A 23958-nucleotide genomic window follows, 5' to 3' on the forward strand; every position below is an offset into this window, starting at 1 on the left:
GGGCTGCGCCTCGACGTGGGAACGATCAGCGAGCGGTATTCAATAGCCGAGGCCGGTGGGCTTGAGGTACATGCCTTCCGCATTCATCGCGATGCGGAATTTCAGGATGTCGCCGGCATGCAGTTTGATCTCCTGCGAGCCCGGCGCCAGCATGCCCGGGTTGCAACCCGGCATTTGTCCCGGCAGCAGTTTCAGGCGCAGCGAGACATTGCCCGGCGGCAGGTTGAACGAAGTGCTTTGCTCCTGGAACAGTCGCGCCGACAGTTGATCCTGGATGTACACGCCGATTTCGCACGAGGTCGCGACTTCCAGGCGCTCGCGGGAAATGATCAGCACCCCGTAATCCTCCCCGGCGGCATGCACCGAAGGGATCGCGGCAAAGAGGCTGAGAAAGCCAAACAGGCTGAAAGCTGACCAGCGCATGGCTGAATCTCCTGAATTCATGTCATTGATGCATGCAGCTTGGCCGAGCGCGGCGCCGATTGCCAGCCCGGCAGTTTTTGCAGAACTTGACCTTGCCATCGTGGCAAGCCTGAAACTGCGGGCAACCTCACTCAAAGGAGTCACTCCATGCAAGTGTTCACTGTAGAAGGCATGTCCTGCGGTCACTGTGTCAAAGCCGTCACCCAGGCGGTGCAGAGCAAGGATCCGGCCGCCAGTGTGCGGGTCGATCTGGCGGCGAAGGAAGTCGGGGTCGAAAGTGCGCTGAGTGCCGAGCAGGTCATCGAAGCGATCAGCGAAGAAGGTTATGCGATCAAACTCGCCTGATCTTTTTAATAGTTAGCGAGCTACCGGAATGTTCAAGGCGTCCTGGCGCGGCTAGACTGTCGGGCTGCACTCTCCACCAAAGTGCCCACCCAACTGCCTGCCAGACCTGGACGCCTGATGAACTTCCGTACCCTTCTGATTCTCGGTGCCCTGACCGCTTTCGGTCCGTTGGCGATCGACTTCTATCTACCCGCGTTTCCCACCATGGCGCTGGCATTCGGCACCGACGAGAAACACGTCCAGCTGACGCTGTCGGCTTACTTCTTCGGCCTGTCCATCGGCCAGCTGGCTTACGGGCCGGTGGCGGATCGCTTCGGCCGGCGGATTCCGCTGCTCATTGGCCTGACGCTGTTCACGCTGGCGTCAGTGGCCTGCGCCTATGCGCCGAATCTGCAATGGCTGATCGGCGCGCGGCTCGTGCAGGCGCTGGGCGGTTGTGCGGGGATGGTGATTGCCCGGGCGGTGGTCAGTGACAAGTGCGACGCGGTGGGTTCGGCGAAAGTCTTCTCACAGTTGATGCTGGTGATGGGGCTGGCGCCGATTCTGGCGCCGATGCTCGGCGGACTGCTGGTGAACACGTCGGGATGGCAGTCGATCTTCCTGGTGCTGACCGGGTTCAGTGCCTTGGCAGGGCTGGCGGTGGCTCTCGGTCTGCCGGAAAGTCTGCCGGCGCATGTTCCGCGTCAGCCGTTGTCCGGTGCATTGCGTCAGTACGGTCGGTTGCTGGCCGATCCGGTCTACATGGGCCATGCCCTGACCGGCGGCATCGCCATCGCCGGGATGTTTGCCTACATCGCCGGTTCCCCGTTCATTTTCATCAAGTTATATGGCGTACCGGCCGAGCATTTCGGCTGGCTGTTCGGCACCAACGCGGCCGGGTTCATTCTGGTGGCACAGGTCAATGCGCGACTGTTGGCCAAGCGTGGTCCGGCCTTCCTGCTGTCGCGGGCGGTCTGGGTCTACCTGGGCGCCGGGCTGACGCTGCTCGCGGTCAGTGCCTTGCACACCGAGGCCCTGTGGCCACTGCTGATTCCGTTGTTCATCTGCGTGGCCAGCCTTGGCTGCATCAGCCCCAATGCGGCGGCGTGTGCGATGAACGGGCAGGGCGGTCGCGCCGGCAGTGCTTCAGCGTTGCTCGGCAGCATGCAATTCAGCGTCGCCGCCGGGGCTTCGGCGCTGGTGGGGATCCTGCACGATGGCACCGCCGTGCCGATGGCGATTGTCATCAGCCTGTGTGGTTTGCTGGTGGTGTGCGCAGCAATGCTCACCCGGCGCATGCAGAATGCCCGGGCGCTCGCAAAGGCGCAGGCTGAAATCTAAAGAAGAAAGCCTCAGCCGACAGCGCGTTGCTGGCCAAGGTCGGGAATCTGGTGGGGCGCGTAGATACGCGCTTCGAGGGTGCGGGTGAAGGCGCGAGCTTCGGCCTCACTGCGGAAGGTCACGGCGTGCTGGTCGAGACGAACTTGCCACTGGGACTTTGCCACTTCTTTTATCAGGATCTTCATTGCTGACCTCCCGTACGTAAAAGATTGCATCGCAGAGGTTTCGATTGTAGTCCTGAATACGATCGCAATTGTGACAAGGGTCAAGCATCTGACTGACGGCAAAAAAACACCGCAGCCCCCGAGCCAGCCACACCGGAGGCTGGAGAAGGCTGCGGTCTCGCGAGTTTTAGAAACCTTCTAAAACAATTTTCCCCTTGGCCTTGCCGCTTTCCAGCAATTCATGGGCACGGCGCAGGTTGCTCGCGTTGATTGTGCCGAAGTGCTCGCCGACCGTGGTTTTCAACGTCCCGCTGTCGATCAGCCCGGCCACCCGGTTGAGCAGTTTGTGCTGCTCGATCATGTCCGCGGTTTCGAACAGCGAGCGGGTGTACATGAACTCCCAGTGCAGCGACAGGCTCTTGCGCTTGAGCTTGGTCACGTCCAGCGCTTTCGGATCGTCGATCAACGCCAGCTTGCCTTGCGGCGCCAGAGCCTCGACCAGTTGGTCCAGATGCTGATCGGTCTGAGTCAGGCTGGCAACGTGGGTCACCTGGGCGACACCGGCGCGTTTCAGTTCTTCGCTCAACGGTTGGCTGTGATCAATCACAAGGTCAGCGCCCAGCTCGGTCACCCAGTCGCGGGTCTCCGGGCGGGAGGCGGTGCCGATCACCTTGAGGCCGGTCAACTGGCTGGCGAGTTGGGTCAAGATCGAACCGACGCCGCCGGCCGCGCCGACGATCAGCAGGCTCTGACCTTCATCAGTATTGCCTTCGCGAATCTGCAGACGTTCGAACAACAGTTCCCAAGCCGTAATGGCGGTCAGCGGCAGGGCGGCGGCTTCGGCGAAACCGAGGGTTTTCGGCATGTGGCCGACGATGCGCTCATCCACCACGTGCAGTTCGCTGTTGCCACCGGCCCGGGCGATGGAGCCGGCGTAGAACACCTTGTCGCCGGCCTTGAAGAGCGTCACTTCACTGCCGACCGACTTGACCACACCGGCCACGTCCCAGCCCAGCACTTTCGCGGCGCCGCCTTCCGGCGCGACGTTCTGGCGAACCTTGGTGTCGACCGGGTTGACCGAAATCGCTTTGACTTCCACCAGAAGGTCGCGAGGGCCGGCCACCGGTTCCGGCAGTTCGATGTCTTGCAGGGATTTTTCGTCGTTGATCGGGAGCGAGGCGTAATAGGCGATGGCTTTCATGGAGAACTCCGAAAGTGAATAGAGGAAGGCTTCAGGCGATGACGCGCAGGCGCTTGAGTTCGAAGTGTTCGAGGAACGACTCGGCCTGGCTGCGGAAATGCTGGATATGGGCGCTGGCATCGTGGGCTTGCAGGGCTTCGTCGCTGGCCCACTGTTCGATCATGTAGAAGGCCAGCGGATTGGCCAGATCCTGGTGCAGTTCGTACTGTCCGCAACCCGCTTCCGCGCGGGTCGGTTCGATCAGGGCGCGCAGGTGCTGTTCAAGGACGTCCTGCTGACCAGGTCGGGCAATCAGGGTGGCGATGGCGGTGAAAGGCTGGGACATGTTCGACTCCGGGACGGGATGAATTCGATGGATGGCATGATTGGCTATTTCTGCCGGAGATAAAACCGGCTAAAAGAGCAGTCTCTTTCAATGTTTTTTTGATAATCGAGGCTATCAATGCTGCGTTTCGATGACTTGCAGTTGTTTGTCCGGGCGGCGGATCTGGGCAGCCTGTCGGCGGCGGCGCGAGTGATGGACCTGTCCGCCGCCGTGGCCAGTGCTGCGCTCAAGCGGATCGAGCAACAACTGGGGGCGCGGCTGTTGGCGCGCTCCACCCGCAGCCTGCGGCTGACGGCCGAAGGTGAAGGTTTTCTCGAATACGCCCGGGCTGCGTTGAGCAACCTGGAGGAGGGCCGTCGTCTGCTGGCCAGCGGACAGGATCAGGTCAGCGGGATATTGCAGCTGTCGGCCCCCTCGGATTTCGGTCGCAACTTGCTGTTGCCCTGGCTCGACGACTTTCAGCGCGAACACCCGAAGCTGACGGTGCGCCTGCTGCTGGGCGACCGCATCGCCGATCTGTTTCGCCAGCCAGTGGACATCGCGTTGCGCTACGGCGAGCCGGAAGATTCCAGTCTGGTGGCGTTGCCGATTGCCCCGCACAACCGACGGGTGTTGTGCGCATCGCCTGCCTACCTGGCGCGACAGGGTGAGCCGCTGAGTCTGGAACAGCTCGCGCAGCACAACTGCCTGTTGTACATGCTCGGAGGCCGAGTGCATGACCACTGGAGTTTCCACGACGGCAAGCGTGAGGTCGGCCTGACCGTCAGTGGCGACCGCTTCAGCGACGATGCCGACGTGGTGCGTCTGTGGGCGGTGGCGGGAGCCGGTATCGCCTACAAGTCGTGGCTCGACGTGGCCGGTGATGTGCTGGCGGGTCGGCTGAAAGTGCTGTTGCCGGAGCTGCTCTGCGAACGTGCTCCGCTGAATTTGTTGTGCGCCCATCGCGCACAATTGAGTAAGCCGGTGAACCTGCTGAGGGAAATGCTCGCCAGTCGTTGCGCTGAATTGAGTAGCCGATTTCCCGTTTTCACGGGGACCGATCATTAGTCGCACGTAAATAGCGAAATTTCTGTCAGGAACAATCACCAGCCACGTCCACTCCGGCGCAGGACGCAGCGTGCAACCCGCTTATACTAGCGACCGCCTGAAGCCCGCACCGACAGGCCGGCAGGAGAAAGATCAGACCGGAACCGGCGGGGCAGGATCGAGGGTCGCGACAGTACTGCGGTTTTCTCGCTGCGGCGCGCAGCCTTGCCTCGGCTCAAGGCACTTTGCGCGTCTTGGCCGACGACTGATTACTGGTCAAGATGTCTATGAGCAGTAGACGATACGATTCAACAGGGAGTGAATACATGGAACATGCACCTTGCATCAGCCAGATCGCCACGTTGCTGGCCGACCCCAAACGCAGCGCGATGATGTGGGCGTTGATGGATGGCTCGGCGCGGCAGACCGAGGAGCTGGCGTTGCTGGCGGGGCTTTCGCCGTCGTCAGCCAGTGCGCATCTGGGGCGCTTGTCCGCTGGCGGTCTGTTGAAGGTCGAGGCGCGCGGACGCAAACGCTTCTTTCGCCTGGCCGCTCCCGAAATCGGCGCGGCCATCGAAGCGCTGGCCAGTGCCACCCTGGCCAGTGCCCCGCGAGAAATTCCCGACGTGTTCAAGCGTGCCTCGCCGGTCGTCAGACCCCAGGCCGCCCCCTCGTCACTGCTGCGCGCGCGGTTTTGCGACGACCATCTTGGGGGAACGCTGGCCGCCGACCTGTACCAGCGACTGCTCGACGCCGGCTGGATCGAGCAGCTTGAGAATCGGGTGGTCGTGACGCACAAAGGCTCGACACAACTGGCCGGGCGCGGGGTGTATATCCAGGCGCTGGCACACCGCAATGCTCAGGTGGCTTGCGCCTGTCCGGACTGGAGCGAGCGTCGCCCGCACATGGGCGGCTCGCTCGGCGCGGCGTTGTTGCAGCTATTCATGCAGTCGGGCTGGCTGGTGCTGCCCAACGATTCCCGTGCCTTGCAATTGACGGCGGCCGGCCAGCGGGAAATCCATCGATTTGCCTGTGAAACCGAGCTGGAAATGGCGTTGTAGAGCGTTTTTGCCAACGGGTTGGCACCAGGCGTCGCCAACGGCTGCGAACAAGTCGCATCTGGCACAGGCGCGCAACCGCTATCGCGCACACTCGATCCGGGGATTTTTCGGATTGAGGAGGCGGCATGGACACGAGAAACTTCAGCGCGGCAGATCGACTGGAGCGTCTGCCAGTCAGCGGTTATCACCGGATCATATTCATCATCATCGCCCTGGCGTTTTTCTTCGACTCCATGGATCTGGCGATGATGACCTTCCTGCTCGGCTCGATCAAAGCCGAGTTCGGCCTGAGCAGTGCGCAGGCTGGTCTGCTGGCGAGTTCGAGTTTTTTCGGCATGGTGCTGGGGGCGTCGCTGTCCGGATTGCTGGCGGATCGATTCGGTCGTAAACCAGTGTTCCAGTGGAGCATCGTCTTGTGGGGGCTGGCCAGTTACCTGTGTTCCACGGCGCAGACGGTCGATAGCCTGACGCTGTTTCGCATCCTGCTGGGAATCGGCATGGGCATGGAGTTTCCGATTGCCCAGTCGATGTTGTCGGAGTTGATCCCCGCCCAGCGCCGGGGTCGCTACATCGCATTGATGGACGGTTTCTGGCCGCTGGGTTTCGTGGCTGCCGGGGTGCTGTCGTATTTCCTGCTGCCATTGATTGGCTGGCGCGACATCTTTCTGGTGCTGGCAGTGCCGGCGGTGTTCGTGCTGGCGATCCGCTTTTTCATTCCCGAGTCGCCGCGCTGGCTGGAGCAGGCCGGCAAACATGACGCGGCGGACAAAGTGCTGCGCGGAATTGAGGCGCGGGTACAGGCCTCACTCGGCGGTGCTGCATTGCCGGAGCCGGTTCGTCTGCCTCGCAGCGTGACCCCACCGGGGCATTTCCTTTCGGCGCTCAAACAGATCTGGTCACCGCTGTATCGCCAGCGCACGACGATGATCTGGAGCCTGTGGTTCTTCGCGCTGCTCGGCTTCTACGGCCTGACCTCGTGGCTCAGTGCGTTGTTGCAACAGTCGGGTTTTGCCGTGACCCAGTCGGTGTATTACACCGTGCTGATTTCCCTCGGCGGGATTCCCGGGTTCCTGATGGCGGCCTGGCTGGTGGAGCGCTGGGGACGCAAGCCGGTGTGCATCGTCACGTTGCTCGGCGGCGGGGTGATGGCGTTTCTGTACGGACAAAGTGCTGTGTTCGGCGGCAATGTGTCGCTGCTGATCGGCACGGGCCTGCTGATGCAGTTTTTCCTGTTCGGCATGTGGGCGGTGCTCTACACCTACACGCCGGAGTTGTATCCGACATCGGCGCGGGCGACGGGCTCGGGTTTTGCCTCGGCCATCGGCCGCGTGGGCTCGTTGCTCGGGCCGTTGGTCACCGGGCTGGTGTTCCCGATCACCGGGCAGGGCGGGGTGTTTGCGTTGGGGGCGCTGTGCTTTGCGATTGCGGCGGGGGTGGTGTGGCTGTTCGGGATGGAGACCCGGGGCAAAACCTTGGAGGAATTGACCGAAGCAGAAGTTATTGGCTGAACCCTGAACCAACTGTGGGAGCGAGCTTGCTCACGAAAGTGGTGTATCAAACAACATCTTCGTTGAATGACAGACCCTATTCGCGAGCAAGCTCGCTCCCACATTGGTTATGCGCTGTTGCTTATGGTTTTACCAACCGCGCATCCAGGCTGTTCTGCGCCAGGCGTTTGGCCTGGTCCTGAGTCATGCCCAGGTGAGTGTGCAGCGCGTGGAAGTTCTCGGTCACGTAACCACCGAAGTACGCCGGGTCATCGGAGTTCACCGTGACCTTCACGCCGCGCTCGAGCATGTCGAGGATGTTGTGCTGGGACATGTGATCGAACACGCAGAGCTTGGTGTTCGACAGCGGGCACACAGTCAGCGGGATCTGCTCATCGATGATCCGCTGCATCAAGCGCTCGTCTTCGATGGCGCGCACGCCATGGTCGATGCGCTGGATTTTCAGCAGGTCGATGGCTTCCCAGATGTACTCCGGCGGGCCTTCTTCGCCAGCATGGGCGACGGTCAGGAAACCCTCGTGGCGGGCACGGTCGAACACGCGCTGGAACTTGCTCGGCGGGTGACCCATTTCGGAACTGTCCAGACCTACCGCCACGAACGCATCACGGAATGGCAGCGCCTGGTCGAGGGTTTTCTGTGCTTCGTCTTCGCTCAGGTGGCGCAGGAAACTCAGGATCAAACCGCTGGTGATGCCCAGTTGCTGCTCGCCATCCTTCAGCGCGGCGGCGATGCCGTTGAGCACCACTTCGAACGGGATGCCACGGTCGGTGTGGGTCTGCGGATCGAAGAACGGTTCGGTGTGGATCACGTTCTGTTCTTTGCAGCGCAGCAGGTAGGCCCAGGTCAGGTCATAGAAATCCTGGGAGGTGCGCAGCACGTCGGCGCCCTGGTAATACAGGTCGAGGAATTCCTGCAAATTGTTGAAGGCGTAAGCCTTGCGCAGGGTTTCGACATCGCTCCACGGCAGGGCGATCTTGTTGCGTTCGGCCAGGGCGAACAGCAGCTCGGGCTCCAGCGAGCCTTCGAGGTGCAGGTGCAGTTCGGCCTTGGGCAGGGCGTTGAGCCAGTCGTACATATTCTTTTCTCATCAGGTGCAATGGCGGCATTCTACAGATGCCCGCCGAAACAATTGGCAAAACCTGACCAACCGATCCATCACACCGCTTCCTGCTCCCGTCGATAGGCGTAGGTATCGGCGAAGCGCGACAGCAGAAATTCGGCGCAGGTGGTGGTCGGATATTTCGCCGGATGCTGTGCGTCCTGGCAACCGGGCAGGCACTCGATACGCGTGTCCGGGTGCGGTTCGGCGAAGAACGGCATCGAGTAGCGATCCACGCCGAGCGGGCTGATCACCCGGTGCGGAGTCGAGCGATAACGGTCGTTGCTCCAGCGCGCCATCATGTCGCCAAGGTTGACCACGAACGTGCCGTCGATGGGCGGTGCGTCGATCCACTGGCCTTTGACGTTTTTCACCTGCAAGCCGCCGGCGGCGTCCTGATACAGCAGCGTGATGCAGCCGTAATCGGTGTGCGCACCGGCACCTTGCTGTTCGGCGGAACTGGCGGTGTGGCGCGGTGGGTAGTGGATCATTCGCAGCACACTGACCGGTTCGTTGAAGCGTGTATCGAAGAAGTCCCGCTCGATGCCCAGCGCCAGAGTCATGGCCCGCAGCAGGGTTTGCGCCAGGGCCTGCATGTCGAGGTAGTGCTGTTCCATCAGCGCTTCCCAGCCGGGAATGGCCGGATGACGGTTGGGGCCACGCAAGGGTTTTTCTGCCAGCACTTCAGGATGATCCGCCGGCAGGTGCAGGCCCATGTCGAAGGTTTCCTTGAGGTCGCTGGGTTTGTCCGGGTCCAGTTGTTCGGTGGCGATGGCGCCGTAGCCGCGGTGATGGACGGTCCGGGTGATGTCGATCTTGAGTTTTTCCGCAGTCGGCAGCGCGAAGAAGTGCCGGGCGTGATCGAGCAGGGATTCGATGCGCTGCGCAGAAATCGGATGGCCCTTGATATAGAAAAAGCCCCATTCGCGGCAGGCGTGGTCGATCTGTTCGGCGACGGCGGGCCAGGCGTTGTGGTCGTCGGAGTAAAGCGGCGAGATGTCGATGATCGGAAGGCTGTTCATGCACTTGTCCTGATGAGACACAGACTTGAAAACACCAAGAAATCCTGGGGGAGCTGGCTTGCCAGCGATGAGGCCATCACATTCAACATCATTGTTGCCTGTTAAACCGCCATCGCTGGCAAGCCAGCTCCCACAGGGTTGATGCGTGTTTCTGGGAGGATTACTTCGGCATCTCGGCCTTCATGCCTTCGACGTAGTAATTCATCGACGCCAGTTCGGCGTTGCTGGCGCTGACCCCTGCCGGGATTTTCTCGACCCCGGCCTGATCCTTGATCGGCCCGGTGAACGGTTGCAGGGCGCCGCTTTTGATGTCAGCGATGATCTGCTCGGCTTCGGCCTTCACCGGTGCCGGCACCAGATCGCTGATCGGCAGTTCGACCGTGCCTTCCTTCAACCCGCCCCAGTAGTCCTGGGATTTCCAGTTATGGTCGATCACGCTCTGGGTCGCCTGGATGTAGTGCGGCGCCCAGTCGTTGACGATCGAAGTCAGCACCGCTTTCGGCCCGAAGTGCGCCATGTCCGAAGCGTAGCCCACGGCATAGACACCGCGCCGCTCGGCGGCCTGGATCGGCGCCGGGCTGTCGGTGTGCTGGAACACCACGTCCACGCCCTGGTCGATCAGCGCGTTGGCGGCGTCGGCTTCCTTGCCCGGATCGAACCACGAGTTGACCCACACCACTTTGATCTCGGTGCCGGGGTTGTACTTGTTCAGCGCCAGCTGGATGGCGTTGATGTCGCGGATCACTTCCGGGATCGGGAACGAGGCGACGTAGCCGATCTTTTTGGTCTTGGTCATCTTCGCCGCGAGGAAACCACCGACGTAACGCCCCTCGTAGGTGCGCGCGAGATAGGTACCGAGGTTCTTGTCCTGCTTGTAGCCGGTGGCGTGTTCGAAGGTCACCTTGGGAAACTGTTTGGCGACTTTCACCGTCGGGTTCATGTAGCCGAAAGAGGTGGTGAAGATCAGGTCGTAATTGTCCTTGGCCATGTTGCGGATCACCCGCTCGGCATCGGCGCCTTCGGCGACGTTCTCCACGTAGTTGGTGGTGATCTGCGTGCCGAGCTTTTCCGCCAGCGCCTTGCGCCCCTGTTCATGCTGATACGTCCAGCCGTGGTCGCCGATGGGGCCGATGTAGACGAAGCCGACTTTCAGTGGATCGGCGGCACTGGCGCTCAGGCTGAGGCCAAGGCCCATGGCGATGCATAGCAGTGTTTGCAGTGGACGTTTTTGCATGAACGCGAACTCCCTTTTGTTGTGTGTGGGGAGGGCAATGCAAAAGGCTGACCAAGCGGACAACAAATCGAGTCGAAATTGGGGCGAGGCCTTCGCGAGCAAGCTCGCTCCCACAAAAGCACCGCGATCCCTGTGGGAGCGAGCTTGCTCGCGATGAGGCCGGCCGGGCCGAAAAAAGTGCACGCCCGTACACGGACGCCATCCACTGGTGCGCTAAGGTGTAACGAACCATTAGCGCCGCCCCGCAGTCAGTAGCTCATTCGAACCCCTGCGCCAAAAAGGCCCGCCATGCTCACGATCCTCAAGCAAGAAAGCTTTCTGCTGCTGGCCCTGATTGCCGCCTTCGTCGCGTATCCGCTGGAGCACTGGTTGCTGCACAGTGGCCAGCTCGTCGCGCTGACGGCCGGGCTGGTGCTGATCGCCTTCATCGTCGCCGCCTCGATGCGCGTCGCCCATCAGGCCGAACTGCTCGCGGAAAAAGTCGGTGACCCCTACGGCACGATGATCCTGACCCTCGCCGCCGTGCTGGTGGAAGTGGTGATCCTGGCGATCATGATGAGCAACGAAGCCTCGCCGACACTGGTACGCGACACGATCTATTCGGCGGTGATGCTCGACATCAACGGCATCCTCGGCCTCGCCGCATTGATGGGCGGGATCAAGCATGGCGAGCAGTCCTACAACGATGATTCAGCCCGCAGTTACAGCGTGATGATCCTCACCGCCATGGGGGTGTCGATGGTGGTGCCGGAGTTCATTCCCGAGGCCAACTGGAAAATCTATTCGGCGTTCACCATCGGCGCGATGGTGGTGCTTTATGCTTTGTTCCTGCGCATGCAGGTCGGACCGCACAGCTATTTTTTCAGCTACAGCTACCCGGACAAACGCCGCAAGAAAGAGCCCGTGGAGCAGGAGCCGAAACCGGTCAGCCTGGCGCTGTCGATCGGCATTCTGGTGTTCGGTGTGGTGGTGATCGGCGCACTGGCCGAGGTGATGTCCAAGACCCTCGATCTGGGCCTGGAAGGGACGGGCGCACCGCCGGTGATCACGGCGATTCTGGTGGCGGCGATCTCGGCGGCGCCGGAGATTTTGACCGCGTTGCGCGCAGCGTTGGCCAACCGCATGCAGTCGGTGGTCAACATTGCGATGGGGGCGTCGTTGTCGACGGTGATTTTGACGGTGCCGGTGATGGAAGCGATGGCGCTCTATACGGGGCAGCCGTTTCAGATGGCGATGACGCCGGTGCAGACGGTGATGATCTTCATCACGCTGATCGTCAGTGCGATCAACCTCAATGACGGGGAGACCAATGCGATTGAGGGCATGACGCACTTTGTGCTGTTTGCGACGTTCATCATGTTGTCGCTGCTCGGACTTTGAAGGCGACCACCGCTGACCGATCGTTCCCACGCTCTGCGTGGGAATGCATACCGGGACGCTCTGCGTCTCAACGTCGGACGCAGAGCGTCCATGGCTGCATTCCCACGCGGAGCGTGGGAACGATCATCAGGTCAGGAGGGGGGATCAGGTTCCAGCGATCAACTGCCGAGCCGCCTGGCTGTGATCGGCAATCAGGCCTTTGAGATCCAGGCCTTCAACCTGCCCGTCAACCACACGCCACTTGCCGCCGACCATCACCCGATCCGCCCGGTCCGCGCCGCACAACAGCAATGCCGAGATCGGATCATGACTGCCGGAGAAGCGCAGCTCATCGAGCTTGAACAACGCCAGATCCGCTTGCTTGCCGACCGCCAGTTCGCCGATGTCGGTACGACCCAGCAGGCTCGCCGAGCCCTTGGTCGCCCAGCCCAGCACGCGTTCCGGGGTGATCTTTTCGGCGCCATAACGCAGGCGCTGGATGTACAGGGCCTGACGCGCTTCGAGGATCATGTTCGACGCGTCATTGGACGCCGAACCGTCCACACCGAGACCGAACAATGCGCCGGCATCGGTCAACTCGATGCTCGGGCAGATGCCGGAAGCGAGGCGCATGTTCGAGCTCGGGCAGTGGCAGATACCGGTGCCGGCTGCGCCGAGTCGGGCGATTTCGTCGGGGTTGAAATGGATGCCGTGGGCCAGCCACGTGCGTGGGCCGAGCCAGCCGACGCTGTCCAGATAATCCACGGTGCGCAGGCCGAAGCGTTGCAGGCAGAAATCTTCTTCGTCGAGGGTTTCGGCGAGGTGAGTGTGCAGACGCACATCGAGTTTGTTCGCCAGATCGGCGCTGGCGGACATGATTTCCGGGGTCACCGAGAACGGTGAGCACGGCGCCAGAGCGATCTGGATTTGCGCGCCGTCGCCACGCTCGTGGTACTCGTGAATCAGCCGCTGACTGTCGTCGAGAATCACCTGGCCTTCCTGCACGGTCTGCTGCGGTGGCAGGCCGCCGTCCTTCTCGCCGAGGCTCATCGAACCCCGGGTGAGCATGGCGCGCATGCCCAGTTCGCGCACGGTTTCGACTTGCACGTCGATGGCGTTTTCCAGGCCATCCGGGAACAGGTAGTGATGGTCGGCGGCGGTGGTGCAACCCGACAACAGCAACTCGGCCAGCGCGACTTTGGTGGCGAGGGCGAGTTTTTCAGGCGTCAGGCGCGCCCAGACCGGGTACAGGGTTTTCAGCCACGGGAACAACGGCTGATTGACCACCGGCGCCCAGGCGCGGGTCAGGGTCTGATAGAAGTGGTGATGGGTGTTGATCAGGCCCGGCAGGATCACGTGCTCACGGGCGTCGAACACTTCATTGCACGGGGCGGAAGGTTGCTGGCCGGCGCCGAGCACTTCGGTGATCACACCGTCTTGCAGCACCAGGCCGCCACGGGCATCGAGACCGTTGGCCGTGAAAATGGCGAGGGGATTTTTTAACCAGATACGGGTCGCAGGCATTGTGGCCGGCTCCTCTGAAAGTTGGGTTCAGGGTTGCCAGCTCAGTGTTGCCCTGTCTGCTGATCCAGGGTCGCCGCAAAGGACGAGGTGCGGAGTTTCGAACAAAATGTTGCGACGGGCAAGCCCAACCCGACCAGACACCGGGATAACCCTGTGGGAGCAAGCTCCCACAGGGTCCAGTGATTACCAGGGAATGGTTTCACCCTTGTAGTTCACGAAGTGGTGGCCGCCCTTGCCGGCAAACGCGTCCACCTGATCCACCAGGCCACGGGTGCTGGTCTCCACGTCGATGTCGGCACCTTCGCCGCCCATGTCGGTTTTCACCCAGCCCGGATGCAGCGACAGCACTGTGAGTTTCTGATCGCCCAGTTGCGTGACGAAGCTGTTGGTCATCGAGTTCAGTGCCGCTTTGCTGGCCTTGTACAGCGCCAGTTCCGGCGCGTCGGGCATGGTCACGCTGCCGAGTACCGAGCTCATGAACGCCAGCACGCCGCTGCCGTCGCGGATCTGCCCGACGAAGCGCTGGGCCAGATTGATCGGCGCCACGGCGTTGGTGAAGAACAGCTGACCGACTTCTGCCAGCGTTGCACCGCCCGGCGTCTGCACGTCAGGGCCCTTGACTCCGGCGTTGACGAACAACAGGTCGAAGGTCTCGCCCTTGAGCTGCTGGCTCAGGGCGATCACCGCTTGCTGGTCGTCCATGTCGAGCTTTTCGACTTGTACGTTGCCCAGTGCTTTCAACGCATCGGCGTTGGAAGGGTTGCGAACCGTGGCGGTCACTCGCCAGCCGTCGGCCAGCAGGGTTTTCACCAGTCCCAGGCCCAGGCCCCGGGAGGCGCCGATGATCAATGCGTGCTTGGCAGGATTAAGTGCGGACATGACGGGCTTCCTTGAAAGTTGAAAGATCACGGGTTCAATGGACAGCGTTGACCGAGCCGATGCTGCAATTCGTGACGCAGCTCGCCGAGTTCGGCCATGCGGGTTTCGATCAGCTTGAGTTTGTCTTGTAGCAGTTGCGTCACGGCTGTGTCGGGGTTGGGCGATTGCCACAACGCGCCAACGCTGCTGCCGATCTCGCTGAGGGTAAAGCCCAGACGCTGCGCAGTCTTGATGTAGAGCACCAGTTGCGCCATCTCCGGTGGATAGTCGCGATAACCGTTGGCGCTGCGTTGCGCCGCGATCAATCCGCGCTCCTCGTAGAAACGCAGCGTGTCACGGCTTACATCGCAGGCCTGGGCTAACTCACCGATGCGCATCAAGGACATCTCGAAAGTGTTTGACCCTGGAGCATACTCCAGGCTTTACCGTGGTTGCTCCCTGAATTTTCGGAGCAAGGACGATGTGGACTTCAACGCAGTATCGGCGGTTGGTGCGCGGCAGCGCCTGGTATGACTTGATCGTGACGGCGGCGTTTGTCACGCCGTGGAGTTTTGCCGCGTTGCATGGAGTTTTGACAGCGCTGAGCCAGGCGCTGGAACTGCCCGGTGAGCTGCCGGCGTTCGAACCTGTGCACATGCTGATGGCGAATCTGTTGGGTTCGGTGGTTTGTGTTTGGGCCGTGCTGCGGATTCGTGATCCGCAGCCGGTTTATGGGCGCTATGACGCAGTGGCGCGGTTTCTGTTCGCCGCGTGGCAGGCGTATGCCCTGGCCCACGGCGCCAGTTCGTTGCTGGTGGGTTTCCTGGTTTTCGAACTGGCGTGGGGCATTGCTCAGGTGTTGCCTGTCAGGTCCTCATCGCTGGCAAGTCGAATCGTCGCACCGCAGCTCCCACAGGGAGCTCGGGTGTAACTGAAGTCTATGTCACACCGCAAAAACCTGTGGGAGCGGGCTTGCCCGCGATGGGGCCAGTGAAATCACTGCACTAATGCCCGGCCTGCCAAGGTTGCCCCAGTGACACCGGCGCATACAACCGCGTACGCACCGCATCCCGCGACAACAACACCAGCACCAGAATGGTCGCGACATACGGCAGCATCGCCAGCAGACTCGAAGGAATCGCCAGCCCCAACCCCTGCGCCACCAGGTGCAGGATGCTGGCGAGTCCGAACAGATACGCGCCGAGCAACAACCGCCACACTCGCCAACTGGCGAACACCACCAGCGCCAGCGCGATCCAGCCACGCCCGGCGGTCATGTTCTCGGCCCACATCGGCGTGTACGCCAGCGACAGATAAGCCCCGGCCAGTCCGGCCATCGCGCCGCCGAACAGCACCGCCAGTGTGCGCACGGTCAGCACCGGCAAGCCCATGGCACTCGCCGCATCCGGGTTCTCACCGACCGCTTGAATGATCAGCCCGACACGGCTTTTCACGATCACCCACGCCACCAGCGCAAACAGCGCGAACGACAGGTACACCAGCAGATCCTGAGCAAACAGCATGCGGCCGATCAGCGGGATTTCGCTCAGGTATGGAATCGCCAGCGGCTCGAATCCCGCCAGCGGTTTGCCAACCCACGCCGCGCCGACAAAGGTCGACAGGCCCACGCCAAAAATCGTCAGTGCCAGCCCGGTGGCCACCTGATTGGCGTTGAACACCAGCGCCACCAGGGCGAACAGCGACGACAACAGCATCCCGGCGAGCATCGCCAACACCACGCCCAACCACAGGTTGCCGCTGTTGAACGCGACGATGAAACCGATCACCGCGCCAAACAGCATCATCCCTTCCTGGCCAAGGTTGAGTACGCCGCTCTTCTCGCAGATCAGTTCACCCAACGCCACCAACAGCAGTGGCGTGCCGCAGCGCACCATGGCGTAGAAAATATTGCTCAGCAGATCGATATCCATCACAGCGCTCCGGCGGTTACGGCGGTGGTAGACGTGCGCCGCACCCAGCGCAGGTTCAGGCGTGGCCGATAGAGGATCAGCACGTCACAGGCGAGCAGGAAAAACAGCATCATTCCCTGGAACAACTGGGTGATCGCCTGCGGCAGATTCAGCGTCATCTGCGCGCTCTCGCCACCGATGTACAGCAGCGCCATCAACAGGCTGGAAAACAGAATCCCGATGGGGTTGAGCCGCCCGAGAAACGCCACGGTGATCGCCGCATAGCCGTAACCCGGCGAGACTTGCGGCACCAGTTGGCCGATCGGCCCGGTGACTTCACAGACACCGGCAAGGCCCGCCAATCCGCCGCTGATCAGCAGGGCGAGCCAGATCAGACGTTTCTCGCGAAACCCGACAAATCCTGCCGCACGCTTGTCCAGCCCCAGCACCTTGATCTGGAAACCGACGAAGCTTTTCTGCAACAACACCCACACCGCGACCAGCGCGAGCAAGGCGAAATACACGCCGATATGTGCCCGACCATCCTCCATCAACAGCGGCAGGCGGCTGGCATCGCTGAACATCGCCGACTCGGGAAAGTTGAACCCGGCCGGATCTTTCAGCGGCCCGTGTACGCAGAACAGCAACAGGTTCAGCGCGATGTAATTGAGCATGATGCTGGTGAGGATTTCGTTGGCATTGAAGCGTGTGCGTAACCAGGCGGTGAGCCCGGCCCAAGCGGCGCCGGCGAGGGTGCCGGTGAGCAGGATCAGCACCAACGCCCAGCGGCTTTGCATATCGATGATATTTACCGCCAGCGCACTGCCGGCCAATGCACCGAGCAGCAACTGGCCTTCGGCGCCGATGTTCCAGATCCGCGCCTGATAAGCCACTGCGAGGCCCAACGCACACAACAGGATCGGCAGGGTTTTGACCAGCAGTTCGCAGATGCCGTACAGGTCGCTGACCGGGGCGATCAACAACGTGTGCAAAGTCTTCAGCGGATCATGGCCAAGGGCGACGAACAGCAACGATCCACACACCAGCGTCAGCGCCGCCGCCAGCAGTGGCGAGCACCACAGCATCAGGCGCGATTGCCGGCCACGGGGTTCGAGGGAAAGCAACATGGGAAAACTCCGTTAAACCGTGGCCGGTTGTGATTGAGGGGTGTCGAACTGGCCGGCCATCCAGCCGCCGACGTCGCTGAGGCGGGTTTGCGCCGTGTCCTGCAATGCCGACAGGCGCCCGCCGCACAGCGCGCCGAGGCGATCGCTGATCTGGAACAGTTCGTCGAGGTCTTCAGAGATCACCAGAATCGCCGCCCCGGCATCGCGCAGGGCAATCAGTGCCCGGTGGATGGTGGCCGCCGCGCCGACATCCACGCCCCAAGTCGGGTGCGCGGCGATCAGCAGTTTCGGTTGCTGGAGGATTTCCCGGCCGAGGATGAATTTCTGCAGGTTGCCGCCGGACAGGCTGCGGGCGGCGGTCTGGGTGTCCGGGGTTTTCACGCCGAAGCGCTGGATGATGGTTTGCGCGAGGGTTTCGACCTTGCTGCGCTCGATCAAGCCGTGACTGACCAGGCCTTGTTGAAAAGCGGTGAGCAGGGCGTTGTCCGCCAGGCTCATATCCGGCACCGCGCCATGCCCGAGGCGTTCGGCGGGAACGAACGCCAGGCCGAGTTTGCGTCGCGCATCCGGGCGCTGATCGGCGACGCCGAGTTCGCGGAAGCGGATGGTTGCCGCTGATTCACGGGGCAACGTTTGTTCGCCGCTGAGCAATGCCAGTAACTCGTCCTGTCCGTTGCCCGCCACGCCGGCGATGCCGACGATTTCACCGCTGCGCACCTGCAGGTCGATGTCACTCAGCGAGCAGCCGAACGGATCCGGGTTGTGCCAGTTCAATCCGCTGACCTGCAAGAATGCCGCGCCACCGGTGACCTTTGTAAAGTCGCCGATCAAAGTCGCGGCGTCGCCCACCATCAATTGCGCCAGTTGCCGGTCGGTGCAGTCGGCGGGCACGCAATGCCCGGCCACCCGGCCGCCACGCAGAACCGTGGCGCTGTGGCACAAGGCGCGCACCTCGCCGAGTTTGTGGCTGATGAACAGAATGCTGCAGCCCTCGGCCGCGAGCCGGCGCAGGGTGATGAACAACTCGTCGGCTTCCTGCGGCGTGAGCACCGAAGTCGGTTCGTCGAGAATCAGCAGGCGGATGTCCTGCATCAGGCAACGAACGATCTCGACCCGTTGCCGCTCGCCGATCGACAGGCTGTGGACAAGTCGCTGGGGCTCCAGCGCCATGCCGTATCGGCGCGACACTTCACGGATTTTCGCCTCAAGCTGTTTGGGTGAACCGGCCGCTGGGCCCATCGCCAGCGCGATGTTCTGCGCCACGCTCAGGGTCTCGAACAACGAGAAATGCTGGAACACCATGCCGATGCCCAACTGCCGCGCCTGGGCCGGGTTGCGCATGATCATCGGTTGACCCTGCCACAGCATCTCGCCCGAATCGGCCTGGGTGACGCCGTAGATGATCTTCATCAAGGTGCTTTTGCCTGCACCGTTTTCACCGAGTAGCGCGTGGATTTCACCGGGGGCGATGCTCAGGTCGATGGCGTCATTGGCGAGGCAACCGGGATAACGTTTGCTGATATGGCGCAGTTGCAGGCGCGGCGTGGACGTTGGGTTTGGCATGACAGGCTCGGGTCGCTTGGAGTTGTGCCTGTGGATAAAGCAATTTCCTGGCCATTGAGTCAGGAACGCAGGCAGCCTTTGTTTGCCAGCCTGTGGCGTAGAGCCTGTGAAATGAATTCGACGTCTTGCGCGGCACCACTTGAGGGCAAAGCCTTTGATCAGGCTCCAGTTTTGCTCGCGCCTGGCTGATCAAAAAACGAGCAACCCCGCCGAAGCCATGCAGAACCTGCGACTGCGCCAGCCATGAACGGCTTATCCACAGGTTGCTCCACAGTATTTGTGCGCAAGACAGAATCCCGGGCATAAGTACTGCCGGGCTTTCTTCTAACAGCGATATACAACGCTAAGCGATTGTTTTTACGTGAAATTGTTCGTGGGGTCAGCGCATTGGACGAAAAGTGCACAAATCCCGCAAAGCCACGTGACAGAAGGGTTACAGCGTCCTGTGCTCAGGTTATCCACAGCCGGGTGCACAGCGGATGTGGGCAAGTCTCGGGCATATGCAAACGGGTGCGTGCCCCAAAACATGGCGAGGGCTCAACGTTGCAGCAGGATTCGTCCGCGGCTCAGATCGGCAAGCTGATTCTGCAACAGCTCGATGTGCGCTTCGCCCACGGCCAGTTGCAACTCGACACCATTGGCGGTGAAGTTTTCCTCGACCATCAATCCGCCGAGATCCGCGACCCGCAGTTTCACCAGCGCCAGTTCACTGAAAGCGCAGGCACAACGCACGGGCACGCGACTGATCAATTCGATCTTCGGTGCTGCTTGCAGGCACTTGTTAGCGCCGCCGCCATAGGCCCGGGCCAGACCGCCGGTGCCCAGTTGAATGCCGCCGTACCAGCGGATCACCAGCACCGCGACCTGATCGCAGTCCTGCGCGTCGATGGCCGCGAGAATCGGCCGCCCGGCAGTGCCACCGGGTTCGCCGTCGTCGTTGCTGCGGTACTGGTCGCCGAGCTTCCACGCCCAGCAATTGTGCGAGGCGTTCAAGTCGCTGTGCTGCTCGATGAAGGCTTGCGCCTCGGCAGGGCTGCCGATCGGCGCGGCGAAGGTGATGAAACGGCTTTTGCGAATCTCTTCGCGGAATTCGCAAAAGCCGCTGAGGGTGAATGACATAAAACGACTTATATAGAAGAAGTGAGGCCGCAGCCTTTGAGGATGATGCGGATCAGATTGTTGCCGGCGTCTTCCATGTCCTGTTTGGTCAACTTGCTGCGACCGGTCACCCGACAGATCTGGGTGGCGAAGTCAGCGTAGTGCTGGGTGCTGCCCCACAACAGGAAGATCAGGTGCACCGGGTCGACCGGGTCCATTTTGCCCGCGTCGATCCAGGCCTGGAACACCCCGGAGCGGCCCTGGAACCAGGCGCGGTAATCCTGGTTGAAATATTCGGTCAGGCATTCGCCGCCGCTGATCACTTCCATCGCAAAGATCCGCGACGCTTGCGGCTGGCGACGGGAAAATTCCATTTTCGCGCGGATATAGCGGGTCAGCGCTTCGGCCGGATCGTCCTCGGCCGTCAGGGTGTTGAAGGTGCTGTCCCACAATTGAAGGATGTTGCTCAGCACCGCCACGTACAACCCGAGCTTGTTGGTGAAGTAGTAATGCAGGTTCGCCTTGGGCAACCCGGCCTTGGTGGCGATGGTGTTCATGCTCGTGCCTTTGTACCCGTGACGGGCGAACTCGTCTTCGGCGGCTTTGATGATGGTCTCTTCGTTCTTCTGACGAATGCGGCTGGCAGGTTTGCCGCCGTGAGCGGGGACTTCAAAGGTCATAGGCACTTCCGGGTTTGTCTGTGGGGTGCAACCAGTTGCGTTGATAGCGCAACCACCGTCGCGGGACAAGCCCCGGGCGAATAAAACCCCGGTCGTCAGCGGGTGGCGGCCAGGCTTTCGAGGAAACTTTCCAGCACCAGATGAGGGCGACGGCCCTTGCGGGTGACCGAGGCCAGGCTCAAATCATAGAAACGGGTGTTGGCCTTGAGCGCGCGCAAGCGACCTTGTTGAACCCAGAGACTGGCGTAGTGATCCGGCAGGTAGCCGATGTAGCGCCCGGTCAGAATCAGAAATGCCATGCCTTCACGGTCGGAAGCGCTGGCGGTGCAATTGAGCGCCTGATAGTGCGCCTGGATCTCCGCCGGCAGACGGAAGGTCGGGGCGATGGCGTCCTGACTGTTCAGGCGCTCGTCGTCCAGCTGTTTATCGTCGACGTAAAACAGCGGATGGCCGACCGCGCAGTAGAGAAGCGAACGTTCGCTGTACAGCGGCTGATACTCCAGTCCCGACAACGCGCTGGCCTGCGGCACCACGCCGACATGCAGGCGGCCGTCGAGCACGCCTTGTTCGACTTCGTTGGGGGCGATCATGCGGATCTGGATCTGCACGTCCGGCCCGCGCTCCTTCAACTGCGCCAGTGCGTGGGTGATGCGCATGTGGGGCAGGGTGACGAGGTTGTCGGTCAGGCCGATGATCAGTTCGCCGCGCAAGTGCTGGTGCAGGCCGTTGACCTCGGTGCGGAAACTTTCCAGCGCACTCAATAGCTGCAACGCCGATTGATACACCTCGCGACCCTCTTCGGTCAGGGAGAAACCGGCACGCCCGCGTTGGCACAGGCGCAGGCCGAGGCGCTGCTCAAGATCGCTCATCTGCTGGCTGATTGCCGAGCGACCGATGCCGAGCACGGTTTCCGCCGCCGAGAAACCGCCGCACTCCACCACACTGCGAAAAATCCGCAGCAGGCGAATGTCAAAGTCACTGACCTGGGCCAGTGGATCGGGGCGGCGGCTGCTCATGCTGTTGTTCTCTTTGTTTAGCAGAGTTCTAACTGAAGGTTAGAAGAGTTGAATTTCACCGACTTTATCCGCGTGGCAATTTAGCTGCAACAACGCTTTCTATCTCTCTGAAGCTTATTGCCCTGCGAGGTTTTGCCCGATGAACATGCCTGAAAACGCGTCGTCGCCACTGGCCAGCCAACTTAAGCTGGACGCGCACTGGATGCCGTACACCGCCAACCGCAACTTCCAGCGCGACCCGCGCCTGATCGTCGGCGCCGAAGGCAGCTGGCTGATCGACGACAAGGGCCGCAAGGTGTACGACTCGCTGTCCGGTCTGTGGACCTGCGGCGCCGGGCATACCCGCAAGGAAATCCAGGAAGCGGTGGCCAAGCAGTTGGGCACTCTCGATTACTCGCCGGGCTTCCAGTACGGCCACCCGCTGTCGTTCCAGCTGGCGGAGAAAATCACCGACCTGACACCGGGCAACCTGAATCACGTGTTCTTCACCGACTCGGGTTCCGAGTGTGCCGATACCGCGGTGAAAATGGTCCGCGCTTACTGGCGCCTGAAAGGCCAGTCGACCAAGACCAAAATGATCGGCCGCGCCCGTGGCTATCACGGTGTGAACATCGCCGGCACCAGCCTCGGCGGCGTCAACGGAAACCGCAAGCTGTTCGGGCAGGCGATGATGGATGTCGATCACCTGCCGCACACTCTGCTGGCAAGCAATGCTTTCTCCCGTGGCATGCCGGAGCAGGGTGGTATTGCCCTGGCCGATGAACTGTTGAAGCTGATCGAACTGCACGATGCTTCGAACATTGCTGCGGTGTTCGTTGAGCCTATGGCCGGCTCCGCTGGCGTGCTGGTTCCGCCACAGGGTTACCTCAAGCGCCTGCGTGAAATCTGCGATCAACACAACATCCTGCTGGTGTTCGACGAAGTGATCACTGGTTTCGGCCGGACCGGCACCATGTTCGGCGCCACCACCTTCGGCGTGACCCCGGACCTGATGTGCATCGCCAAGCAAGTCACCAACGGCGCGATCCCGATGGGCGCGGTGATTGCCAGCTCCGAGATCTACCAGACCTTCATGAACCAGCCGACCCCGGAATACGCCGTGGAATTCCCGCACGGCTACACCTACTCGGCGCACCCGGTGGCTTGCGCCGCAGGTCTTGCGGCACTCGACCTGCTGCAAAAGGAAAACCTCGTGCAGAGCGTGGCCGAAGTCGCGCCGCATTTCGAAAATGCACTGCATGGTCTGAAAGGCGCGAAGAACGTCATCGACATTCGTAACTTCGGCCTGGCCGGTGCGATCCAGATCGCGGGCCGTGACGGCGACGCCATCGTGCGTCCGTTCGAAGCCGGCATGGCGTTGTGGAAAGCCGGGTTCTACGTGCGCTTCGGCGGCGACACCCTGCAGTTCGGCCCAACTTTCAACAGCAAGCCGCAAGACCTCGATCGTCTGTTCGACGCGGTCGGCGAAGTGCTGAACAAGCTCGACTGATTTTTCCTTCTATATATACCTACAAAAACGGGTACCCCATTGCGGGTGCCCGTGGACAAGAATTCAGGAGTTTTCGATGAGCGTTATCCCGCATCTGATCAATGGCGAACTGGTGACCGAGAACGGTCGCGCGGTTGACGTGTTCAACCCGTCCACTGGCCAGGCTATCCACAAGCTGCCGCTGGCCAGCCAGGAAACCATCCAGAAAGCCATCGATGCTGCCAAGGCTGCGTTCCCGGCCTGGCGCAATACGCCACCGGCCAAACGTGCCCAGGTGATGTTCCGCTTCAAGCAACTGCTGGAGCAGAACGAAGCGCGCATTTCGCAATTGATCAGTGAAGAACATGGCAAGACTCTGGAAGATGCTGCTGGTGAACTGAAGCGCGGTATCGAGAACGTCGAGTTCGCCTGCGCAGCGCCGGAAATCCTCAAGGGTGAATACAGCCGCAACGTCGGCCCGAACATCGATGCGTGGTCGGACTTCCAGCCACTGGGCGTGGTAGCCGGTATCACCCCGTTCAACTTCCCGGCCATGGTGCCGTTGTGGATGTATCCGCTGGCGATCGTCTGCGGCAACTGCTTCATCCTCAAGCCGTCCGAGCGTGA

25 protein-coding genes (1 of these 25 running past the window's edge) are annotated in these 23958 nt (G+C 61.5%); 9 read left to right on the plus strand and 16 right to left on the minus strand.

Translation table 11 applies throughout. The features are described from left to right. Positions 1–39: 39 nt before the first annotated feature. Entirely contained in the window at positions 40–423 is a 384-nt protein-coding gene (locus tag IHQ43_RS03485; protein ID WP_192563384.1) for a hypothetical protein, read from the minus strand. A gap of 147 nt (positions 424–570) precedes the next feature. On the opposite strand from IHQ43_RS03485, the gene IHQ43_RS03490 reads away from it, so the two are divergent. Both IHQ43_RS03490 and IHQ43_RS03495 read left to right on the plus strand, forming a co-directional pair. Beyond that, a complete protein-coding gene (locus tag IHQ43_RS03490; protein WP_007958490.1) occupies positions 571–768 on the plus strand; it encodes a heavy-metal-associated domain-containing protein in 198 nt (65 codons plus the stop codon). 117 nt (positions 769–885) lie between these two features. Continuing rightward, complete coding sequence (locus IHQ43_RS03495) at positions 886–2088, plus strand: multidrug effflux MFS transporter (protein WP_192563385.1); 1203 nt, start codon at positions 886–888, stop codon at positions 2086–2088. Positions 2089–2099: 11 nt separating this feature from the next. On the opposite strand, the gene IHQ43_RS03500 is transcribed toward IHQ43_RS03495, so the two are convergent. The 3 genes from IHQ43_RS03500 to IHQ43_RS03510 form a co-directional block, all read right to left on the minus strand. After that, a complete protein-coding gene (locus IHQ43_RS03500) occupies positions 2100–2273 on the minus strand; it encodes a hypothetical protein (RefSeq protein ID WP_170929593.1) in 174 nt (57 codons plus the stop codon). Positions 2274–2439: 166 nt separating this feature from the next. After that, complete coding sequence (locus tag IHQ43_RS03505) at positions 2440–3453, minus strand: zinc-binding alcohol dehydrogenase family protein (protein ID WP_192563386.1); 1014 nt, start codon at positions 3451–3453, stop codon at positions 2440–2442. A 31-nt stretch (positions 3454–3484) separates the two neighbouring features. Then, entirely contained in the window at positions 3485–3778 is a 294-nt protein-coding gene (locus IHQ43_RS03510; RefSeq protein ID WP_192563387.1) for a putative quinol monooxygenase, read from the minus strand. A gap of 117 nt (positions 3779–3895) precedes the next feature. On the opposite strand from IHQ43_RS03510, the gene IHQ43_RS03515 reads away from it, so the two are divergent. From IHQ43_RS03515 to IHQ43_RS03525, 3 genes are all read left to right on the plus strand, one after another. Then, positions 3896–4825, plus strand: coding sequence for a LysR family transcriptional regulator (locus tag IHQ43_RS03515; protein WP_192563388.1), 930 nt, complete (start codon positions 3896–3898; stop codon positions 4823–4825). Between the two features lie 305 nt (positions 4826–5130). Then, the gene (locus tag IHQ43_RS03520; protein ID WP_192563389.1) at positions 5131–5865 is read left to right on the plus strand and encodes an ArsR/SmtB family transcription factor; all 735 of its coding nucleotides are present in this window, start codon (positions 5131–5133) and stop codon (positions 5863–5865) included. 125 nt (positions 5866–5990) lie between these two features. Beyond that, positions 5991–7373, plus strand: a complete 1383-nt coding sequence (locus tag IHQ43_RS03525) for an MFS transporter (RefSeq protein ID WP_192563390.1) — start codon at positions 5991–5993, stop codon at positions 7371–7373. Positions 7374–7494: 121 nt separating this feature from the next. On the opposite strand, the gene IHQ43_RS03530 is transcribed toward IHQ43_RS03525, so the two are convergent. The 3 genes from IHQ43_RS03530 to IHQ43_RS03540 all read right to left on the minus strand — a co-directional run bounded on the left by IHQ43_RS03530 (position 7495) and on the right by IHQ43_RS03540 (position 10728). Beyond that, positions 7495–8448, minus strand: a complete 954-nt coding sequence (locus tag IHQ43_RS03530; RefSeq protein WP_007958502.1) for an adenosine deaminase — start codon at positions 8446–8448, stop codon at positions 7495–7497. Between the two features lie 80 nt (positions 8449–8528). Then, positions 8529–9494: a 2-oxoglutarate and iron-dependent oxygenase domain-containing protein gene (locus tag IHQ43_RS03535; RefSeq protein ID WP_192563391.1), complete on the minus strand. Its 966-nt coding sequence runs from the start codon at positions 9492–9494 to the stop codon at positions 8529–8531. Positions 9495–9654: 160 nt separating this feature from the next. Continuing rightward, positions 9655–10728, minus strand: coding sequence for a BMP family ABC transporter substrate-binding protein (locus IHQ43_RS03540; protein ID WP_192563392.1), 1074 nt, complete (start codon positions 10726–10728; stop codon positions 9655–9657). Between the two features lie 288 nt (positions 10729–11016). Here IHQ43_RS03540 and IHQ43_RS03545 point away from each other — a divergent pair, with 288 nt between their 5' ends. Continuing rightward, on the plus strand, positions 11017–12108 hold the full coding sequence (locus tag IHQ43_RS03545; protein ID WP_192563393.1) for a calcium:cation antiporter: 1092 nt from the start codon (positions 11017–11019) through the stop codon (positions 12106–12108). Positions 12109–12252: 144 nt separating this feature from the next. On the opposite strand, the gene IHQ43_RS03550 is transcribed toward IHQ43_RS03545, so the two are convergent. From IHQ43_RS03550 to IHQ43_RS03560, 3 genes are all read right to left on the minus strand, one after another. Next, a complete protein-coding gene (locus IHQ43_RS03550; protein WP_134825385.1) occupies positions 12253–13611 on the minus strand; it encodes an 8-oxoguanine deaminase in 1359 nt (452 codons plus the stop codon). 183 nt (positions 13612–13794) lie between these two features. Further along, positions 13795–14490 carry an SDR family oxidoreductase gene (locus tag IHQ43_RS03555; RefSeq protein WP_192563394.1) on the minus strand — a complete coding sequence of 232 codons (696 nt, stop codon included), beginning with the start codon at positions 14488–14490 and terminating at the stop codon, positions 13795–13797. Between the two features lie 26 nt (positions 14491–14516). Beyond that, positions 14517–14867 (minus strand): MerR family DNA-binding transcriptional regulator, encoded by a 351-nt coding sequence (locus IHQ43_RS03560; RefSeq protein WP_192564946.1) that lies wholly within the window; start codon positions 14865–14867, stop codon positions 14517–14519. A gap of 83 nt (positions 14868–14950) precedes the next feature. On the opposite strand from IHQ43_RS03560, the gene IHQ43_RS03565 reads away from it, so the two are divergent. Beyond that, entirely contained in the window at positions 14951–15400 is a 450-nt protein-coding gene (locus IHQ43_RS03565) for a hypothetical protein (RefSeq protein ID WP_192563395.1), read from the plus strand. Between the two features lie 73 nt (positions 15401–15473). Here IHQ43_RS03565 and IHQ43_RS03570 read toward each other — a convergent pair whose 3' ends face one another. The 6 genes from IHQ43_RS03570 to IHQ43_RS03595 all read right to left on the minus strand — a co-directional run bounded on the left by IHQ43_RS03570 (position 15474) and on the right by IHQ43_RS03595 (position 21863). After that, complete coding sequence (locus IHQ43_RS03570; RefSeq protein WP_085609257.1) at positions 15474–16400, minus strand: ABC transporter permease; 927 nt, start codon at positions 16398–16400, stop codon at positions 15474–15476. Beyond that, positions 16400–17506 (minus strand): ABC transporter permease, encoded by a 1107-nt coding sequence (locus IHQ43_RS03575; protein ID WP_192563396.1) that lies wholly within the window; start codon positions 17504–17506, stop codon positions 16400–16402. Before IHQ43_RS03575 ends, IHQ43_RS03570 begins: the two co-directional genes overlap by 1 nt. Positions 17507–17518: 12 nt before the next feature. Continuing rightward, the gene (locus tag IHQ43_RS03580) at positions 17519–19069 is read right to left on the minus strand and encodes an ABC transporter ATP-binding protein (RefSeq protein WP_192563397.1); all 1551 of its coding nucleotides are present in this window, start codon (positions 19067–19069) and stop codon (positions 17519–17521) included. A gap of 537 nt (positions 19070–19606) precedes the next feature. Further along, a complete protein-coding gene (locus IHQ43_RS03585; protein WP_192563398.1) occupies positions 19607–20188 on the minus strand; it encodes an IMPACT family protein in 582 nt (193 codons plus the stop codon). Between the two features lie 8 nt (positions 20189–20196). Then, positions 20197–20847, minus strand: coding sequence for a TetR/AcrR family transcriptional regulator (locus tag IHQ43_RS03590; protein ID WP_192563399.1), 651 nt, complete (start codon positions 20845–20847; stop codon positions 20197–20199). Positions 20848–20942: 95 nt separating this feature from the next. Further along, positions 20943–21863, minus strand: a complete 921-nt coding sequence (locus IHQ43_RS03595; protein WP_192559700.1) for a LysR family transcriptional regulator — start codon at positions 21861–21863, stop codon at positions 20943–20945. 139 nt (positions 21864–22002) lie between these two features. Here IHQ43_RS03595 and aptA point away from each other — a divergent pair, with 139 nt between their 5' ends. Both aptA and IHQ43_RS03605 read left to right on the plus strand, forming a co-directional pair. Beyond that, positions 22003–23352: an omega-aminotransferase AptA gene (aptA, locus tag IHQ43_RS03600; protein ID WP_127796838.1), complete on the plus strand. Its 1350-nt coding sequence runs from the start codon at positions 22003–22005 to the stop codon at positions 23350–23352. 76 nt (positions 23353–23428) lie between these two features. Beyond that, on the plus strand, positions 23429–23958 hold the 5' end (the start) of the coding sequence (locus IHQ43_RS03605; protein WP_192563400.1) for a CoA-acylating methylmalonate-semialdehyde dehydrogenase. Its footprint extends 964 nt past the window's final position; 530 of the gene's 1494 nt are visible here — the first part of the coding sequence; it begins with the start codon at positions 23429–23431; its stop codon lies off the right edge, out of view.

The sequence above is a fragment of the Pseudomonas gozinkensis genome, assembly GCF_014863585.1.
GTDB classification, from domain to species: Bacteria; Pseudomonadota; Gammaproteobacteria; order Pseudomonadales; family Pseudomonadaceae; genus Aquipseudomonas; species Aquipseudomonas gozinkensis.

Excerpts from the sequence above, each read along its gene's own strand:
- IHQ43_RS03495 (WP_192563385.1), top strand. The coding sequence starts at position 886 with ATGAACTTCCGTACCCTTCTGATTCTCGGTGCCCTGACCGCTTTCGGT.
- IHQ43_RS03515 (WP_192563388.1), top strand. The coding sequence starts at position 3,896 with ATGCTGCGTTTCGATGACTTGCAGTTGTTTGTCCGGGCGGCGGATCTG.
- IHQ43_RS03545 (WP_192563393.1), top strand. The coding sequence starts at position 11,017 with ATGCTCACGATCCTCAAGCAAGAAAGCTTTCTGCTGCTGGCCCTGATT.
- IHQ43_RS03525 (WP_192563390.1), top strand. The coding sequence starts at position 5,991 with ATGGACACGAGAAACTTCAGCGCGGCAGATCGACTGGAGCGTCTGCCA.
- IHQ43_RS03500 (WP_170929593.1), bottom strand. The coding sequence starts at position 2,273 with ATGAAGATCCTGATAAAAGAAGTGGCAAAGTCCCAGTGGCAAGTTCGT.
- IHQ43_RS03560 (WP_192564946.1), bottom strand. The coding sequence starts at position 14,867 with ATGCGCATCGGTGAGTTAGCCCAGGCCTGCGATGTAAGCCGTGACACG.
- IHQ43_RS03585 (WP_192563398.1), bottom strand. The coding sequence starts at position 20,188 with ATGTCATTCACCCTCAGCGGCTTTTGCGAATTCCGCGAAGAGATTCGC.
- IHQ43_RS03485 (WP_192563384.1), bottom strand. The coding sequence starts at position 423 with ATGCGCTGGTCAGCTTTCAGCCTGTTTGGCTTTCTCAGCCTCTTTGCC.
- IHQ43_RS03550 (WP_134825385.1), bottom strand. The coding sequence starts at position 13,611 with ATGCCTGCGACCCGTATCTGGTTAAAAAATCCCCTCGCCATTTTCACG.
- IHQ43_RS03505 (WP_192563386.1), bottom strand. The coding sequence starts at position 3,453 with ATGAAAGCCATCGCCTATTACGCCTCGCTCCCGATCAACGACGAAAAA.
- IHQ43_RS03540 (WP_192563392.1), bottom strand. The coding sequence starts at position 10,728 with ATGCAAAAACGTCCACTGCAAACACTGCTATGCATCGCCATGGGCCTT.
- IHQ43_RS03580 (WP_192563397.1), bottom strand. The coding sequence starts at position 19,069 with ATGCCAAACCCAACGTCCACGCCGCGCCTGCAACTGCGCCATATCAGC.
- IHQ43_RS03570 (WP_085609257.1), bottom strand. The coding sequence starts at position 16,400 with ATGGATATCGATCTGCTGAGCAATATTTTCTACGCCATGGTGCGCTGC.
- IHQ43_RS03535 (WP_192563391.1), bottom strand. The coding sequence starts at position 9,494 with ATGAACAGCCTTCCGATCATCGACATCTCGCCGCTTTACTCCGACGAC.
- IHQ43_RS03590 (WP_192563399.1), bottom strand. The coding sequence starts at position 20,847 with ATGACCTTTGAAGTCCCCGCTCACGGCGGCAAACCTGCCAGCCGCATT.
- IHQ43_RS03575 (WP_192563396.1), bottom strand. The coding sequence starts at position 17,506 with ATGTTGCTTTCCCTCGAACCCCGTGGCCGGCAATCGCGCCTGATGCTG.
- IHQ43_RS03520 (WP_192563389.1), top strand. The coding sequence starts at position 5,131 with ATGGAACATGCACCTTGCATCAGCCAGATCGCCACGTTGCTGGCCGAC.
- IHQ43_RS03530 (WP_007958502.1), bottom strand. The coding sequence starts at position 8,448 with ATGTACGACTGGCTCAACGCCCTGCCCAAGGCCGAACTGCACCTGCAC.
- IHQ43_RS03565 (WP_192563395.1), top strand. The coding sequence starts at position 14,951 with ATGTGGACTTCAACGCAGTATCGGCGGTTGGTGCGCGGCAGCGCCTGG.
- IHQ43_RS03555 (WP_192563394.1), bottom strand. The coding sequence starts at position 14,490 with ATGTCCGCACTTAATCCTGCCAAGCACGCATTGATCATCGGCGCCTCC.
- IHQ43_RS03595 (WP_192559700.1), bottom strand. The coding sequence starts at position 21,863 with ATGAGCAGCCGCCGCCCCGATCCACTGGCCCAGGTCAGTGACTTTGAC.
- IHQ43_RS03510 (WP_192563387.1), bottom strand. The coding sequence starts at position 3,778 with ATGTCCCAGCCTTTCACCGCCATCGCCACCCTGATTGCCCGACCTGGT.
- aptA (WP_127796838.1), top strand. The coding sequence starts at position 22,003 with ATGAACATGCCTGAAAACGCGTCGTCGCCACTGGCCAGCCAACTTAAG.
- IHQ43_RS03490 (WP_007958490.1), top strand. The coding sequence starts at position 571 with ATGCAAGTGTTCACTGTAGAAGGCATGTCCTGCGGTCACTGTGTCAAA.